Below are 15,121 nucleotides of genomic sequence, written 5' to 3'. Positions count from 1 at the left end.
TTGAGACGCAGATCAACAGTGGCTCGATCGGCCTGGTGCAGCAGGATCAATCGACACGCACCATCACGGTGGCGAAGGGCACGGACGGCACGGTCGTGGACTTCACGGGCACGGCAGGCGCGCGCAGGCTGACGGGTGTGGCCAACGGCAACATGAACGCATCGAGCACGGATGCAGTGAACGGCGCGCAGCTGTACAACGTATCACAGTCGGCGGCGAGCGCGCTCGGTGGCGGCTCGACCTTCGACCCGACGACGGGCACGATGTCCGCGCCGACCTACGTGCTCAACGGCGGCAACACGACCGTGACCAACGTTGGCGCCGCGATCACCAACCTCGACGGACGCGTGACCAACATTGACAACGCGGTGACGAACATCGTCAACGGTGGCGGCATCAAGTACTTCCACGCGAACTCGACGTTGGCCGACTCGTCGGCGACGGGCAAGGACGCAGTGGCCATCGGCGGCGCGGCGACAGCGGCGGCGACGAGCGCGGTGGCAGTCGGCAGCCAGTCGACGGCGGCTGGATCGAACTCGGTGGCGGTCGGCAACGCGTCGACGGCCTCGGCGGCGAACTCGGTTGCGCTGGGTTCGGGTTCGGTGGCGGATCGCGACAACACGGTGTCGGTCGGGTCGGCAGGCCATGAACGCCAGATCGCCAACGTGGCGGCCGGCACGGCGGGCACGGATGCCGTCAATGTCAACCAGCTGAATGCGGCTATTCAGAACGTGACGAACCTTGCGAACAACGCAGTCGATCCGATGTTCACAGCGGACGGCGACCGCGATACCGAGGCAGCGGCGGCAAGCGGCACGCACGCGACGGCAATGGGTCCGACCGCGAACGCGAGCGGCAGCCAGTCGATTGCGACGGGCTTCAATGCGAAGGCCAGCGGCGACAGTGCGATCGCGACAGGGGCGAACTCGGCCGCAAGCGGTCCGACGGCGACGGCGATCGGCGCGAACGCCACGGCGAGCGGCAGCAACGCGGTGGCGCTCGGCGCGGGCTCCGTCGCCGATCAGGACAACACCGTGTCCGTCGGCTCGGCTTCGCAGCAGCGCCGCATCACCAACGTCGCAGCAGGCACGGCACCGGGCGATGCAGTGAACTTCGGCCAGGTCAACGACATGCTTTCGCGGATGGGCAGCCAGGCGGTGCAGGCGGCGAACGCGTACACGGACCAGCAGTTCAGCAAGATGAACAACAAGATGAACTCGCTGGGCGCGGCGGCAATGGCGGCGACGTCGTTGATTCCGAATGCGCGCGCGGAAGGCAACTTCCAGATGTCCGCTGCGGCGGGCACCTATGGCGGGGCTGCCGCGATTGCGATCGGCGCGAATTACTGGGTCAGCGACCGCGTGCTCCTGAACGCGCATGTCACGCGGGCGACGGGCAACGGCGCAAGCACGGGCGCATCCGTCGGCGCGACGATCGGGTTCTGAGTGCCGGGCACGCCCGCCGCGCGAATAGCGTGGCGGGCGCGGAGAAATCTATGAAAAAACCAATACTACGCAGTGCGGCACTCGCGGTGCTGGCCGCGACCTGCGCAGCGACGTTTGCTGCGCCGGCGTTCGCGGGCAGCATCAAGAGCGAGGCCGAGTCTTTGATGCCCGCCGCGCAGCGCCTCGCCGATCCGTACCGGCGCGGCGTCGCAGAAGCCTACCTGGAAATCGCCGGGCGTCAGGACAGCCAGGTGCTCGTGTCGAACGTCTACAACGATGCGGCGAAACGGGCGCTCGCCAACGCACGCTATCTGATCGACGGCAGCGGGCAGCGGCAGCCGATGTTCCGTGCGAAGAACTGGCCGACGCGCGACAACTGGGTCCAGGCGATCCGCGCGATCGAAGCGACCAATGCGCGCGCTTCGGCGTCGTCCTGCAAGGGCGAGTCGGCGGGGCGCCTGCTCGCGCTCACCGACGAAGTCTGGAAAGAGCAGGACGAAACGCACGGCACGCGCTGGGTGCACGGCTGGGAATCGATTGAGCGCGCAAAGAAGCTGAGCGAGCAGGTCGACGATGAACTGAACCGCTGCGCGCCGCCGCCCGTCGACGTTCCGACGGCGGTCGAGAAGCCCGTCGCGCTGTCCACTGACGCGCTGTTCGATTTCGACAGCGCGACGCTCACACCCAACGGCAAGGCCGCGCTCGACACGCTCGCGTCGAAGCTGAGGCAGGCGCGCGCGATCGACGCCGTCGCGGTGACGGGCTACACGGACCGCTTCGGCAGCGTCGAGCACAACCGCGACCTGTCGTCGCGTCGTGCGCAATCCGTCGCGGACGCGCTGAGGGAACGTGGCGTGAATGCCGCGCGCTTCGACGTGCGCGGCGCGGGCTCGGTGGCGCCTGTCGCGACGTGTCCGGGGCCGAAGACGTCCGCCGTGATCGCGTGTCTCGCGCCGAACCGGCGCGTCGAGGTTCGCGTCAGCGCGCTGGTTGCGCAGCCGGCCGCCGCGCAGCGTCAGGGGCCACAGCCGGAGCAGCCGCAACCGCAACAGCCCTAGCGTTCCGCAAGAGCGAAGTGGCCCGGTCATGCGAATGACCGGGCCGCTTTTTTGTGGCGCGGTTTTCATGGCGCATGACAACGCGGGCGCGCTTACTTCGGTCCGCTCGTCCAGAAGATCACATCGTCGATCCGGTCGAACACGTAGACCTTCAGCGCCATCTGCTCGACCTGATCGAGGTGTTCGAACTCGATGCCGTGCGTCGTCGGATCGCCGGGCCTCGAACCTTGCTGCACGTTGCGGATGATCGCCGTCGCTTCGATCGACGTGTCCATGTCCTTCGAGCACAGCCGGAAGGCAACACGAATGCGCTTGCCGACTTCGCCGACTTTCCACGGCGCAACGAACGACATGCCCATTGCGCTCACGCTCTGCACGAGGCCGAGGCTTTCGTAGCCGGTGCCTTGCGCGTCGATGCCGAAGCGCAGCGGCAGGCTCGCGCGCACGCGGACCGACTTGCGTTCGCGCAGCCGGCGAACCGCGCCGGGCTTCGACAGCACGAGATAGTGGAAGGGCACGACGCACACGGACTCGACGGTACAGACAAAGCGGAACACCGCCTGGCTTGCGATCGCGAGAATCTCGACGTTCTCGCCGACGGACAGCGTCAACGGCTTGCCGTCGGCGACGGGCGGCGTGACGAACAGCGACTCGTTCGGCGCAAAGCCGATGATGCGCGACGGATGCATCGGCGCGCCCATGCCGACCTGCGAGCGCACGCCGATCAACGCGCCGATAGTCAGGTGCATGTCCCTGAGCGATTCGGCTTCGCCCGATTTGCCGGCGGATTCGGCCGCCGACTCGGGCGAGCCGGCTTCGACGTCGCCCCGCTGCGGCCTGAAATGCTGAAAGAGAAAGCGGTGCTCGTCGGCGCCGATCACGATCGCGCCGCGCTCGAACAGGAGTGTGTCGTCACTGTCGACAATCGGGAACTCGAGCGGAACGCCCACGGGCACAGCCTCGGGCGCAAGCGAACGAGATGTCACGGGCAGGCTCGCGCTTGCATCGACAGCGTCTTCACTTGTTTGCATGATGGGCGAACGAAAGCGTTGTACGAGATAACCCGTGTAACGTCGCCTTTTAGAAAAACTTTAATTTCTTTTTAAGCGCTGGATCGATCCGGCTTTCAATCGCGCATTCAATCGCTTTATTTTGAATGGGGAATCTCCGATTTAAAGCGATTCAAACGTTAAAATCGGCGCTTTTATACCAGCGCGGCGTATAAACCCATTCGCGGGCGGTGTCGGCGGGGCGAAAGGCACGCGTCATCGACGAACCGATAATCACCATCGTCCGCATGTCGACGTCAGTGGATTTCAGTTCGGCGAGCGTCGTCGTTTTGAGCGCCGTGCCCGGACGGCCAATATCGCGGCCGAGCACGACAATCGTTTGCGGTTCGCGAAAATCGCGCACGATTTCAAGCGCCTTGTCGAGTTGCCACGGACGCGCGCGTGAAATCGGGTTATAGAACGCCATGACAAGATCGGCTTCGGCGGCATGCCGCAGACGCATTTCGATGACGGACCACGGTTTCAGATTGTCGGACAGCGACAGCATGCAGAAGTCGTGGCCGAGCGGCGCACCCGCCTGCGCGGCCGTGGCGAGCGCGGCCGACACGCCGGGCACGATCTCCAGATCGACGGCGGCCCATGCCGGGTCATACGCTTCATCGAGCGCTTCGAGCACGGCGGCCGCCATCGCGAACACGCCCGGGTCGCCCGACGACACCATCGCGACACGCCGCCCGGCGCTCGCCAGTTCGAACGCGTGACGGGCGCGCTGCATTTCCTCGCGATTGTCGGTGCCGTGCACGCGCTGGTCCGCGCGAAACGGGCCGGCCATCTTCACGTAGGTTTCGTAGCCAAGGATGTCGGTGGCCTGCGCGAGCGCCGCGCGCGCGGCGGGCACCATCAGCGACGCATCGCCGGGTCCGAGCCCGATCACGCTCAGCTTGCCGCGCGCGCGGCCGACCGTCGCGGGATCAACGGGCGCGTGCGCGATCGCGAATGCGATGGGCGCGCGGTCGCCGTCGTCGAGTATCTTGTGCGGCATACGCAATGTGTTGCCGAGCAGTCGATCCGGATCGGACGAAGCATCGCCATCGGCAAAGCGCAACGGGATCTGCAACGCGTCGGCGGCCTGCTGAAGCGCCGGCTCGCCGACGCGGGACGCCGGTGCGAGCAGCAAGGCGAGCGCCTGCGCGGCAAGGCCACGCTCGCACGCCGCTTCGAGTATCTGTTCATGCAGTCGTTCGTCGCGAACTTCGCGTGCCTCGCCGATTGCGACGACGACGCTGCGTGGATGAATGACCAGTTCGTCCGTCGCGCCGCTCCATGCAAGAGGCGTGACGCGGATCGCGCGCAGCGCATCGTCGTCGCGCGGCAACTGCACGTCGTCGAGCCACGGCGCGTCGCCTTCGACGCGCGTCGCTTGGCCTGCCAGCAGATCGGACACGAAGCGCTTGCCCTGATCGATGCTCGCGAGCGTGTAGCCATCGGGAGGATTCAGCACGCAGGCGCCGAAGCGCAGCTCGCCGCTCGTCGTGATCGCGGGCTTTACATCGAGCGCCGTCGCGATCTCGCGCGCCATCGTGTTGACGCCCGACAGGCCGCCGAGCAGCGGCACGACGGCGCTGCCATCCTCCGCGATGGCGAGCACGGGCGGCTCGCTGCCCTTGTTCGCGAGCAGCGGCGCGATGCAGCGGATCACGATGCCCGCCGCGCACAGTGCGACGATCGGGGTGCCGCTCGCATACAGCTCGCGCAGATGCGCGGTGAGTTCGGTGAAGGTGACGTCCACATCGGCATCGGCGACGCGTCCTTGCAGGCCATGCACGCTCGAGCCGGGGTAAACCGACCGTATGCGCCGCGCCGTCGCCAGCGCGCCGACGCCGAGTATCACGATCGCGGGCGGTGTCGTCATCCTTGCCATTTTTCCCCCGGCACGACGAGCAGCGAGAAATAGGGCGACGCCATCGGATCGACTTCGGCGAGCGGCACGATGCGCTGGTTCGCCATCGTCGCGCGTTCGACGTAGAGCGCGCGGTCCGCGAGAGCGAGCTGGTCGAGCACGCGGCGCACCTTGTCGAAATTGCGGCCGAGCTTCATCACGACGGCGGCGTCGGCATCGGCGAGACGACGCTTCAGTTCGTCCTCGGGCAGCACGCCCGACAGCACGGAGAGCGACTGGTTGCGATACACGAGCGGCTGGCCGAGCACGGCGACGCCGCCGAGCATCGAGCACACGCCAGGCACCACTTCGGCCTCGAAGCGCGGCGACAGCCGGTTTGCGAGCCGGTCGTGCAGATACATGTATGAGCCATAGAAGAACGGATCGCCTTCGCAGATCACGGCGACGTCGCGGCCCGCGTCGAGGTGAGCGGCGACCACTTCCGCCGCCGTGTCGTAGAAGTCGGCGATGATCGCCTCATACGAGAGCGGCGGCTCCAGGGCTTCCGTCGTCACCGGATAGACGAGGGGCAACTGCTGTTGCTCGCTCGACAGATGCGACTCGATGATCGAGAACGCGTTGCCCTTCTTGCCCTTCGCGACGAAGTACGCGACCACGTGCGCCGACTTCAAGAGACGCAGCGCCTTCACCGTGATCAGCTCGGGGTCGCCGGGGCCGACGCCGAGCCCGAAGAGACGTCCGCGCGTGCCGTTCGACTGCTCGGCCATCATTCGTCCTCCGATGCGAGCGCGTTCACGGCGGCCGCCGCTATCGCGCTGCCGCCGCGCCGGCCTTGCACGACGACGAACGGCACGCCACGGCTGTCGGCGGCGAGCATCGCCTTCGATTCCGCCGCGCCGACGAAGCCGACCGGGAAACCGAGAATCAGCGCGGGGCGGGGCGCGCCCGCGTCGAGCATGTCGAGCAGATAGAAGAGCGACGTCGGCGCATTGCCGATTGCGACGACGCTGCCTTCCAGTTGCGGCCGCCACAATTCGAGCGCCACCGCCGAGCGCGTATTGTCCAGTTCGCGCGCGAGCGTGGGCACGCGCGGATCGGCGAGCGTGCAGATCACTTCGTTGCGCGCGGGCAGGCGCGCTCGCGTGATGCCTTCGGCGACCATGCGCGCGTCGCAGAGGATGGGCGCGCCGTTTGCCAGCGCATTGCGGCCGGCACGTCCCGCGCCTTCCGAAAAGCGCAGGTCGCCGACGATATCGACCATGCCGCACGCGTGGATCACGCGCACGGCGAGTTTTTCGAGGTCGGCGGGAATGCGCGACAGGTCGGCTTCCGCACGTATCGTCGCAAACGACTGGCGATAGATGGCTTGTCCGTCGCGGAGGTAGTCAGGCATCGGATGGCTCGTCAAAAGGTGGAGGCGCTGCATGGTTCAGCATGCCGGCGGCTTCGTCGATCGTCAGACCGCGCGCGAGACAGCGGCCGAAGCCCGTCGGATCGCGCGGGTCGCGGGTGTGGTACAGGTCGTAGCGGCCAGGCGCCACGGCGAGAAGCGTATAAGGCGCGCGATGCGCGGCCGCGCACGAGCGCGGGCAGCCGCTCAGATGGACTTGCGTGTCCGCGGGCAGGCACGCGGCGAGCTTCATTGCATCGGCCTTCGTGTCGGCGAGACTCTTCGCGCAGCCTGTCGAGCCCGCGCACGCGATCACGCGGGTCAGCGGATTCTGCGCGCTGCACGCGAGGCCGAGCGCTTCGAGCGCCTGCAACGTCGATGCGACCTTCGTCGTGTCGATATCGGTCAGCAGCACGCCTTGCCACGGCGTCATGCGCAGCGTCGCGCCGTCGTTGTCCTCGGCGAGCCGAGCGAGGCCGCGCAGCGTCGCGCTGTTCATGCGTCCCAGCACAGACTGCCCGCCGACATGCGATCGCCATTCGCCGCGCTGCGGGTGCGCGCCGAGCCGCAGCGACGGATCGGCTGGCGCGCGGCGCCATCGTTCGATCGACGCATCGCGCAGCAACGCAATCCCCATCTTGCTTTCGACATGCGTCAGCACGCGCTCGACGCAATGTTCGGCAAGCAGATCGCGCATGCGCGTGTGTTCGGGCGAGGCGAGATCGAGAAATGTATGGACGAGCGCGTGCGTCAGCGTGGCAGCATCCGAAGCCGCGACGGCCGCGAGCGCGCCAGGATGATGCGCCTCGACGGGCGGGCAGCCCGCGAGGCCGAAGGCGAACAGTACGTCATCGCGCTTGGGATCGCGCATCGCTGAAAGCCAGATGTCGTGTGGATGATCGAGCATCGCGAGACGCTCGCCGCCATCGAGAAGCAGCGCAAACTTCGGCGACAGCGCCGCGAAGCGCGCGTCGCCTTGCAGCACAGCGAGGATATCGTCGGCAAGCGTGGACGTGTCGATCAATGCGCCTGCATCGCGGCCCGCTGTCGGACTCACCATCACATTGCGCACATCGTCGGCGAACCCATGCGTCGCGTCTTGCGGACCCGAGGGCCCGAGTCCCGCGTGAAGCAGCGCCGCGATCAGCGGCTCTTCATGACCGCGCTTCACGCCGCGCAATTGCAGATTCGCGCGGTTCGTGATGTCGGCGATGCCGCACGCGTGTTCGTCGATTGCATCGGCGATCGCCGACGCCTGCACCGCGCTCAACTCGCCGCGCGCGAGCTTCACGCGGCAGATGCCGCCGTCGAGCGCGGGCACGATGCGCAGCAGCCCCGGGCAGGCCGAAGGGCGCAAGCGACTGGCATCGGACGAAAGGTAAGCGTGGCTCAAGGCGTCACCGGGTGAGCGTCGCGCGACGGCCCCGGGCATCTCGAACGGAGAGCGGCTCGGCATCGGTACACCCCGCCCGATGTTGGCTGGCACGAACAGTTGGCCGGTAGGTCTTCTGACTAGCAGGTCGCTGTCCGACGCCGGCCTTCCCGGTGATACCAGTGGCGCAAAATGGCGTGGACTCGCTGCATACAGTTGCGGGGGCAGTCACGACGACGTGTTCCCTCTTAGGCCCCGAAAGGCACCGGCGAGCGGGTATTATGCCTTTTTTCGAACAGCACAACGATGCCGCGGCCTTCGAAAAGGGCGCGCCGCGGCGTTTTCTGCAATCCGATGAGGAAAGATGCATGCCGGCCTGGCTGACCGTAGTGGGAATGGGCGATGACGGTTTTGCCGGTCTCGGAAAGGCGGCGCGGCGCGCGCTGATCGACGCGTCGGTGATCTACGGCGGCGAGCGCCATCTGGCGATGCTGCCCGTTTGCCTGTCCGCGCGGCGCGAGCCGTGGCCGCGTCCGTTCAATATCGAAGCCGTGCTCGCTCAGCGCAACGCGCACGATGCGCGCGTATGCGTGCTCGCGAGCGGCGATCCGATGTTCTACGGCGTCGGCGCGACGCTTGCGCGCCATCTTCCCGCCGATGAATTGCGCGTGCTGCCTGCGCCGTCGTCCGTATCGCTGGCCGCCGCGCGGCTGGGGTGGGCGCTGCAGGACGTTGCGACGGTATCGCTCGTCGGGCGGCCGCTCGCCGCGTTGCACTTGCATCTGCACGACGGCGCGCGCGTGTTCGTGCTGAGCGCCGATGGCGCGACGCCCGCCGCCGTCGCCGCGCGGCTCGCCGAGCGCGGCTTCGGCGCGACGCGCATGGTCGTGCTGGAGCATCTGGGCAGCGCGTCCGAACGTCTGATCGACGCACGCGCCGCGTCGTGGCAAATGAATGAAACGGCGGCGCTGAACGTCATCGCGCTCGAATGCCGGCGCGACGCATTGGCGCCTCAGCTCGCGCTTACGCCCGGACTACCCGACGACGCCTATCGCCACGACGGCCAGTTGACCAAGCGCGACGTTCGCGCGCTGACGCTCGGCCGGCTCGCGCCCGCGCCTGGCGAACTGCTATGGGACGTGGGCGCGGGCTGTGGATCGATCTGCATCGAATGGATGCGCGCGCACCCGACATGCCGCGCGATCGCGATCGAAGCGAACAGCGAGCGTCAGCGTTTCATCGAGCACAATCGCGACGCGCTCGGCGTGCCGGCACTGCAATTGATCGCGGGCAGCGCGCCCGATGCGTTGCACGGTCTGCCCGAACCGGACGCGATCTTCATCGGCGGCGGCGTGACGGCCGATGGCGTGCTCGACATCTGCTGGCGCGCGCTGAAAAGCGGCGGTCGACTGATCGCGAACGCCGTCACGCTCGAAGGCGAAGCGGCGCTCACTGCGTGGCGCGCGCAGCACGGCGGCACGCTCACGCGCGTCGCGCTGGCCGAGGCGCAACCGCTCGGCGGCTTCCAGACGTGGCGTCCCGCGCTTCCCATCACGCTACTCGACACCCGTAAACCGTGATGCGCGACGAGACACCCGAACAACCCGCGCCGCTGCGCAGCGGCTACACGACGGGAAGCTGCGCGACGGCGACCTCGCTGGCGGCGGCGCGCCTGCTGCTCACCGGCATCGCCAGCGACGTCGCGGAGATCGTCTTGCCGAAAGGCCAGCATGTGCCGATGACGCTCGTGTTCTGCCGCCTGACGGAAGACGGCGCGGAGGCGGGCACCGTGAAGGACGCGGGCGATGATCCCGACGTCACGCACGGTGCCGTCGTGTTCGCGCGCGTGCGCTTGAGCGATACGCCGGGCGTGCGCTTTCATGCGGCGCCGGGCGTCGGCACGGTGACGCGCGCGGGCCTCACGCTGCCTGTCGGCGAGCCGGCGATCAACCCGGTGCCGCGCGAGATGATGACCGCTCATCTCACCGATCTCGCCGCCGAGCATGGCTACGCGGGCGGCTTCGAAGTGGCGATCGGCGTCGAGAACGGCGAAGCGCTCGCGCAAAAGACGATGAACCCGCGCCTTGGCATCGTCGGCGGGCTGTCGATACTCGGCACGACGGGCATCGTGCGGCCGTTCTCGTGCTCGGCGTATATCGCGTCGATTCATCAGGGCATCGACGTTGCTCGCGCGAACGGCTACCAGCATATCGCCGCCTGCACGGGCAACGCGAGCGAAGACGCGATGCGCGCGTACTACCAGCTACCCGATATCGCGCTGATCGAAATGGGCGACTTCGCGGGCGCGGTGTTGAAGCACCTGAAGCGCGCGCCCGTCGACACGCTCAGCATGTGTGGCGGCTTCGGCAAGCTGAGCAAGCTGGCCGCGGGGCATCTCGATCTGCATAGCCGCAACTCGAGCATCGACCTGCCGCAGCTCGCCGCGTGGTCGGCGGAGCACGATGCCAGCGACGACGCGTTGCAGGCGGCGATCGTCGGCGCGAATACGAGCCAGGAGGCGCTTGCGATGGCGCTCAAGAAGGGCGTGCCGCTCGGCGATATCGTGTGCGCGCGTGCGCGCGACGTCGCGCGCGAGATCGTGCCCTCAACGGTCGCGGTCGAGATGTTCGCGATCGACCGCAAGGGCAACATCGTCGGAGCCGCGCGATGAAGCGCGTGCTCTTGCTCGGCGGCACGGGCGACGCGCTGCAGATCGCGCGTCACCTCGGGCCGCAGCATGTCTATAGCCTCGCAGGGCTCGGACGCGTGCCCGAAGGCCTCGCGTGCGCGGTGCGCGTCGGCGGATATGGCGGCAGCGAAGGTCTTGCGCGCTTTATCGTCGATGAAGGCATCGGCCTTGTGATCGACGCGACGCATCCGTACGCTGCGCGGATCAGCGCGAACGCGGCGGCTGCATGCCGCGAGACACAGGTGCCGCGCTGGGCGTTGCGCCGCGCGGGCTGGACGCCGCAAGCGGGCGACGACTGGCGCATGGTCGACGACTGGAACGGCATTCTCGACGCGATCCGCCCGTTCAGGCGCGTGCTGTTCACATCGGGCCGCGAGCCGCTTGCGCATCTCGACGAGACTCCCCCGCATCAGTTCTGGCTCGTGCGTTGCCTCGACGCGCATCCGGGCAACGAGCGCGCGCGCATCATCGACGCGCGCGGCCCGTTCGATATCGACGGCGAGCGCGCGCTGTTCGCGCTGAACGCGATCGACGTCCTCGTGACCAAGAACAGCGGTGGCGACGCGACGCGCGCAAAGCTCGACGTCGCGCGTGAACGGAAAGCGCCTGTGGTCATGACGCGGCGTCCGTTGCTGCCCGAAGTGGGCGGTGAATTCGATCGCGAATTCGACAGTCCGCAGCAGGTGCTGGGCGCGTTGAACGAAGAAGAGGGAGTGCAGTGAAATGACGGTGTTTTTTATCGGCGCGGGGCCAGGCGACCCTGAACTGATCACGGTTAAAGGGCAGCGCCTCGTGCGCACGTGTCCCGTGATCCTGTACGCGGGTTCGCTCGTGCCGCAAGCCGTGCTGAGCGGCAACGTCGCCGAAAAAGTGGTGAACACGGCCGACCTCGATCTCGACGCGATCGTCGCGCTGCTGGCCGAGGCTCACGCGAAAGGCCAGGATGTCGCGCGCGTGCATTCCGGCGATCCTTCGCTGTATGGGGCGATCGGCGAGCAGATCCGGCGCCTGCGCGCGCTCGGCATTCCGTATGAGATCGTGCCGGGCGTCACGGCGACGGCCGCGTGCGCGGCGGCACTCGGCGTCGAGCTGACGTTGCCCGACGTATCGCAGACGCTGATTCTCACGCGCTACGCACGCAAGACGTCGATGCCCGAAGGCGAGCAACTGGGCGATCTCGCGCGGCATCGCGCGTCGATGGCGATCCATCTCGGCGTGCGCCATCTCGCGCGCATCGTCGACGAGCTGACGCCGCACTACGGCAGCGATTGTCCCGTCGCGGTGATCTATCGCGCGAGCTGGCCGGATGAGGAGAAGGTGACGGGCACGCTCGCCGATATCGTCGCGAAGGTGCAGGCGACGGATATCGAACGAACCGCGCTGATACTCGTCGGCCGCGTGCTCGATGCCGAGCATTTCGCGGAATCGACGCTGTATTCGAAGGAAGGTTGAATCGCGCATCGGGCCCGATGCGCGCCTGCATCGGCACGCACCAGGCCCGGCAAAATCAGTGCGCGTGCGAGCGCTCCGCTTGCGGCTGCGGCTGAGTCAACGCGCTGACGATCGCGAGCACGACCACGTTCAGCGCCAGCGCGACGAAGCCGATGTTGACGTCCTTCAGCGCATCGGGCAGGAACGGCATCATCTGGCCGACGCTCATGTGGAAGAGCGTCGTCGCGGCGACCACGGCCACGCCGACCGCGATCCCGCAGAACGCGCCTTGCTTCGTCGCGCGATTGCGCGGCGCGATGCTGCAGACCACGGCCGGGAACAACTGCGTGACGAAGTTGTAGCCCATCAGCAGCAACGCGACGATCGTCTCGCCGCCGTGCAGCGTGAAGAGCACGGCGACGAGCGCGACGACGGGCACGAAGATCCGCGCGAGCTTAGTGACCGTTTCATCCGGCGCGTTGCGATGCACGAGACCGCGATAGACATCGTTGGCGAGCAGCGTCGAGGCCGTCGTCAGGATCATCGAGCCGGGCACGAGCGCCGTCAGCACGCCCGCTGCGCCGATCACGCCGACGAACCACGGGTCGAACGTCTGCAGCGACAGCTTGAAGAGCGACAGGTCGATGTCGCCGCCCTTGAGGCCCGGCACCTTCAGCGCGGCCGCGAAGCCGACGAAGAACACGAACAGCAGGATCAGCTGATAGAGCGGCAGGACCATCGCGTTGCGGCGGAAGATGCGCTCGTCCTTCGCGGTGAACACCGAGCCGAACGTGTGCGGCCACATGAAGAAGCCCAGCGCCGTGAGCAGCACCGTCGACTGGAACCACGTGACGCTCGAGCCTTTCTCGGGGAACGTGAGGAAGTCGGGACGCGCGGCGTCGATCGCATGGAACATCTGGCCGAGCCCGCCGTAGTAGTGCAGCGGCAGATAGATGCCGAGGAACAGCACGATCGCGAGAATCAGCAGGTCCTTCACGACCGAGTTCCACGCGGAGCCGCGCACGCCCGACACGGTCACGTAGATCGTGACGACGGCCGCGCCGATCCAGATCGCCATCGACGATGAGATCGCACCATACGAAGCCGTCGACACGATGATGCCGAGCCCCTTGAGCTGCAGCACGAGATAAGGGATCAGCGCGGCGACGTCGACGATCGCGACCAGCACGCCGAGCGCATGGCTGTCGTACTTGCGCGTGAAGAAGTGCGGCTGCGACACGAGCCGGTGCGCCTTCGCGAAGCGCCATACGGGCGGCAGCATCCAGTACGACAGCACATATGCGAGCGTGCCGTACGCGAGGATGTAGTAGACGGGCGCGCCCTTGCCATAGGCGAAGCCGCTTCCGCCGAGGAACGTGAACGTCGTGTAGATCTCGCCTGCCATCAGCAGGAACACGAACGCGGTGCCGAAGCTGCGGCCGCCGACCGTCCATTGTTCGAGGCTCATGTCGTGTCCGTGCCGTGCACGGACGCCGAGATAGAGCGCAAAGAGCGTGATCGCGGCGATGATGACGAGTGCGCTGCTCATGAACGCACCTCCTCGCCGGCGGACGTATGCCGGTTGGCGGGATCGAGCCGGTAGATGATCGCCATGATGAGCGAGCTCAGCACGACCCACGCGACGATCCATGCAAGCACGAGCGGCATGCCGAGCACGAGCGGCTCGACGCGGTTGACGAACGGAACGCCGAGCAGGATGCCGATGAACGGCAGCACGGCGAGCAGACGAAATGACATGGGACAACTCCTCGGATGGGATGGAGGTGGTCGCTGCTTACGTCTTTTCATGAAGCAATGACTGAGGTGCCGCGCACCGAATGTATGCCCTTCACGCCATTCCGGTAAAGGGTGTCAAAAATACGCAGGTAAATTGAAAGGGAGATGTGCAAACGCAATGCCCGCATGGCTTGCGTATCGACCGGCATGCATCTCCGCGGTGCTGCATTGCATGAAAATCGCGCATGGGCCGCACGCAATTTTCATTGCATTAAAACAGTCCGCGCTGCAAGCTGCACGGTGGCGCGGCGCAAAAAACACAACCACAATCGAGTGGGTCATACATGATTTCAAGCCTGGTTTCGGAGATTCTGTTTGGCTTCACGGGGTTGATCAGCATCATCAATCCCATCGCGATTGCATTCGTGTTTGTCGATCGTACCGATTCGCTGACAGAAGGCGAACGCGCCGCGCTCGCGAGGCGTGTGGCGATCAACGCGTTCGTCGTGCTGCTTGTCGTGTTTTTCGTCGGCACGCCGATCCTGCATTTCTTCGGCATCTCGTTGGAGGCGTTGCGTATCGGCGGCGGACTTGCCGTCGCCGTCAGCGCGTGGAATATGCTCAATGCACCGGAGAAGCAGCCGAACGAGGCAGCCGTGAAACCCGTCGATCCCGACAACGCGATGTCGAAGGCTTTCTTTCCGTTGACGGTGCCGCTGACCACGGGCCCCGGCACGATGGCGACGGCGATCGCGTTGAACGCGAACCGCAGCCACAAGGTGTCGGAGTTCCTGATGTCGTCGATTGCGTCCGTGACGATTTCGTTTCTGGTCATGCTCGCGATCTGGTTCACGTATAACCACGCGACGACCTTCGCCCGCTATCTCGGCAAGGAAGGGACGAAAGTCGCGTTGCGCGTGTCGGCGTTTCTGCTGTTGTGCATCGGCGTGCAGATCATCCTGACGGGGCTGTCCGAGTTTCTCGCGCCGCTTGCGCGCATGAACAACTGAGTGCAACTGATTGCAACTGATCGCCGTGAACGGAGCGGGCACGGCAGCCGGCCCGTTGCAGGAGCCGCTTCAAACGGGC

15 protein-coding genes and 1 riboswitch are annotated in these 15,121 nt (G+C 66.6%); of the genes, 7 read left to right on the top strand and 8 right to left on the bottom strand.

Features of this window, described 5'->3' with window-relative positions; genetic code table 11:
- Both BN2476_RS49370 and BN2476_RS27720 read left to right on the top strand, forming a co-directional pair.
- Nucleotides 1-1,445, top strand: a 1,445-nt coding sequence (locus BN2476_RS49370) for a YadA family autotransporter adhesin (protein ID WP_173819674.1), incomplete at its 5' end; no start/stop codon positions are given.
- A 50-nt stretch (nt 1,446-1,495) separates the two neighbouring features.
- Nucleotides 1,496-2,503, top strand: coding sequence for an OmpA family protein (locus BN2476_RS27720; RefSeq protein WP_087737419.1), 1,008 nt, complete (start codon nt 1,496-1,498; stop codon nt 2,501-2,503).
- A gap of 92 nt (nt 2,504-2,595) precedes the next feature.
- Here the strand turns inward: BN2476_RS27720 and BN2476_RS27715 are convergent, their stop codons facing one another.
- From BN2476_RS27715 to cobG, 5 genes are all read right to left on the bottom strand, one after another.
- On the bottom strand, nt 2,596-3,534 hold the full coding sequence (locus tag BN2476_RS27715; RefSeq protein WP_087737418.1) for a flagellar brake protein: 939 nt from the start codon (nt 3,532-3,534) through the stop codon (nt 2,596-2,598).
- 151 nt (nt 3,535-3,685) lie between these two features.
- Nucleotides 3,686-5,434 carry a precorrin-3B C(17)-methyltransferase gene (cobJ, locus tag BN2476_RS27710; protein WP_087737417.1) on the bottom strand — a complete coding sequence of 583 codons (1,749 nt, stop codon included), beginning with the start codon at nt 5,432-5,434 and terminating at the stop codon, nt 3,686-3,688.
- Nucleotides 5,422-6,180, bottom strand: coding sequence for a precorrin-2 C(20)-methyltransferase (locus tag BN2476_RS27705; protein WP_087737416.1), 759 nt, complete (start codon nt 6,178-6,180; stop codon nt 5,422-5,424). Before BN2476_RS27705 ends, cobJ begins: the two co-directional genes overlap by 13 nt.
- The gene (locus BN2476_RS27700) at nt 6,180-6,806 is read right to left on the bottom strand and encodes a precorrin-8X methylmutase (RefSeq protein WP_087737415.1); all 627 of its coding nucleotides are present in this window, start codon (nt 6,804-6,806) and stop codon (nt 6,180-6,182) included. The genes BN2476_RS27705 and BN2476_RS27700 overlap by 1 nt, the downstream gene beginning before the upstream one ends.
- A complete protein-coding gene (cobG, locus tag BN2476_RS27695) occupies nt 6,799-8,235 on the bottom strand; it encodes a precorrin-3B synthase (protein ID WP_087737423.1) in 1,437 nt (478 codons plus the stop codon). The genes BN2476_RS27700 and cobG overlap by 8 nt, the downstream gene beginning before the upstream one ends.
- A 49-nt stretch (nt 8,236-8,284) precedes the next feature.
- A riboswitch (cobalamin riboswitch) is annotated at nt 8,285-8,460 on the bottom strand.
- Nucleotides 8,461-8,543: 83 nt separating this feature from the next.
- On the opposite strand from cobG, the gene cbiE reads away from it, so the two are divergent.
- The 4 genes from cbiE to cobM are packed head-to-tail and all read left to right on the top strand — an operon-like array spanning nt 8,544 to nt 12,316.
- Entirely contained in the window at nt 8,544-9,755 is a 1,212-nt protein-coding gene (gene cbiE / locus BN2476_RS27690) for a precorrin-6y C5,15-methyltransferase (decarboxylating) subunit CbiE (RefSeq protein ID WP_087737422.1), read from the top strand.
- Entirely contained in the window at nt 9,755-10,846 is a 1,092-nt protein-coding gene (locus BN2476_RS27685; RefSeq protein ID WP_087737414.1) for a cobalt-precorrin-5B (C(1))-methyltransferase, read from the top strand. The genes cbiE and BN2476_RS27685 overlap by 1 nt, the downstream gene beginning before the upstream one ends.
- Entirely contained in the window at nt 10,843-11,586 is a 744-nt protein-coding gene (locus BN2476_RS27680) for a cobalt-precorrin-6A reductase (RefSeq protein WP_087737413.1), read from the top strand. The genes BN2476_RS27685 and BN2476_RS27680 overlap by 4 nt, the downstream gene beginning before the upstream one ends.
- A gap of 1 nt (nt 11,587) precedes the next feature.
- Complete coding sequence (cobM, locus tag BN2476_RS27675) at nt 11,588-12,316, top strand: precorrin-4 C(11)-methyltransferase (RefSeq protein ID WP_087737412.1); 729 nt, start codon at nt 11,588-11,590, stop codon at nt 12,314-12,316.
- Nucleotides 12,317-12,371: 55 nt separating this feature from the next.
- Here the strand turns inward: cobM and BN2476_RS27670 are convergent, their stop codons facing one another.
- Genes BN2476_RS27670 through BN2476_RS46600 form a run of 3 tightly spaced genes read right to left on the bottom strand, consistent with a single transcriptional unit; the run spans nt 12,372 to nt 14,241 of the window.
- Nucleotides 12,372-13,844, bottom strand: coding sequence for a sodium:solute symporter family protein (locus BN2476_RS27670; protein WP_087737411.1), 1,473 nt, complete (start codon nt 13,842-13,844; stop codon nt 12,372-12,374).
- A complete protein-coding gene (locus BN2476_RS27665) occupies nt 13,841-14,053 on the bottom strand; it encodes a DUF3311 domain-containing protein (RefSeq protein WP_087737410.1) in 213 nt (70 codons plus the stop codon). The genes BN2476_RS27670 and BN2476_RS27665 overlap by 4 nt, the downstream gene beginning before the upstream one ends.
- 47 nt (nt 14,054-14,100) lie before the next feature.
- Nucleotides 14,101-14,241, bottom strand: a complete 141-nt coding sequence (locus BN2476_RS46600) for a hypothetical protein (RefSeq protein ID WP_160111760.1) — start codon at nt 14,239-14,241, stop codon at nt 14,101-14,103.
- 135 nt (nt 14,242-14,376) lie between these two features.
- On the opposite strand from BN2476_RS46600, the gene BN2476_RS27660 reads away from it, so the two are divergent.
- Nucleotides 14,377-15,042 (top strand): MarC family protein, encoded by a 666-nt coding sequence (locus BN2476_RS27660; RefSeq protein WP_087737409.1) that lies wholly within the window; start codon nt 14,377-14,379, stop codon nt 15,040-15,042.
- Nucleotides 15,043-15,121: the final 79 nt, after the last annotated feature.

The sequence above is a fragment of the Paraburkholderia piptadeniae genome, from assembly GCF_900007165.1.
Taxonomy (GTDB): Bacteria; Pseudomonadota; Gammaproteobacteria; order Burkholderiales; family Burkholderiaceae; genus Paraburkholderia; species Paraburkholderia piptadeniae.
Note: the sequence above shows the minus strand (reverse complement) of the source record. Positions and strands in the feature narration are given on the sequence as shown.

Bases quoted from the DNA above. Each gene is read 5' to 3' on its own strand.
- BN2476_RS27720 (WP_087737419.1), top strand. From the start codon at position 1,496: ATGAAAAAACCAATACTACGCAGTGCGGCACTCGCGGTGCTGGCCGCG.
- BN2476_RS27705 (WP_087737416.1), bottom strand. From the start codon at position 6,180: ATGGCCGAGCAGTCGAACGGCACGCGCGGACGTCTCTTCGGGCTCGGC.
- BN2476_RS27665 (WP_087737410.1), bottom strand. From the start codon at position 14,053: ATGTCATTTCGTCTGCTCGCCGTGCTGCCGTTCATCGGCATCCTGCTC.
- BN2476_RS27685 (WP_087737414.1), top strand. From the start codon at position 9,755: ATGCGCGACGAGACACCCGAACAACCCGCGCCGCTGCGCAGCGGCTAC.
- cbiE (WP_087737422.1), top strand. From the start codon at position 8,544: ATGCCGGCCTGGCTGACCGTAGTGGGAATGGGCGATGACGGTTTTGCC.
- cobG (WP_087737423.1), bottom strand. From the start codon at position 8,235: ATGCCCGGGGCCGTCGCGCGACGCTCACCCGGTGACGCCTTGAGCCAC.
- BN2476_RS27660 (WP_087737409.1), top strand. From the start codon at position 14,377: ATGATTTCAAGCCTGGTTTCGGAGATTCTGTTTGGCTTCACGGGGTTG.
- BN2476_RS27715 (WP_087737418.1), bottom strand. From the start codon at position 3,534: ATGCAAACAAGTGAAGACGCTGTCGATGCAAGCGCGAGCCTGCCCGTG.
- cobM (WP_087737412.1), top strand. From the start codon at position 11,588: ATGACGGTGTTTTTTATCGGCGCGGGGCCAGGCGACCCTGAACTGATC.
- BN2476_RS46600 (WP_160111760.1), bottom strand. From the start codon at position 14,241: ATGCCGGTCGATACGCAAGCCATGCGGGCATTGCGTTTGCACATCTCC.
- BN2476_RS27670 (WP_087737411.1), bottom strand. From the start codon at position 13,844: ATGAGCAGCGCACTCGTCATCATCGCCGCGATCACGCTCTTTGCGCTC.
- cobJ (WP_087737417.1), bottom strand. From the start codon at position 5,434: ATGGCAAGGATGACGACACCGCCCGCGATCGTGATACTCGGCGTCGGC.
- BN2476_RS27700 (WP_087737415.1), bottom strand. From the start codon at position 6,806: ATGCCTGACTACCTCCGCGACGGACAAGCCATCTATCGCCAGTCGTTT.
- BN2476_RS27680 (WP_087737413.1), top strand. From the start codon at position 10,843: ATGAAGCGCGTGCTCTTGCTCGGCGGCACGGGCGACGCGCTGCAGATC.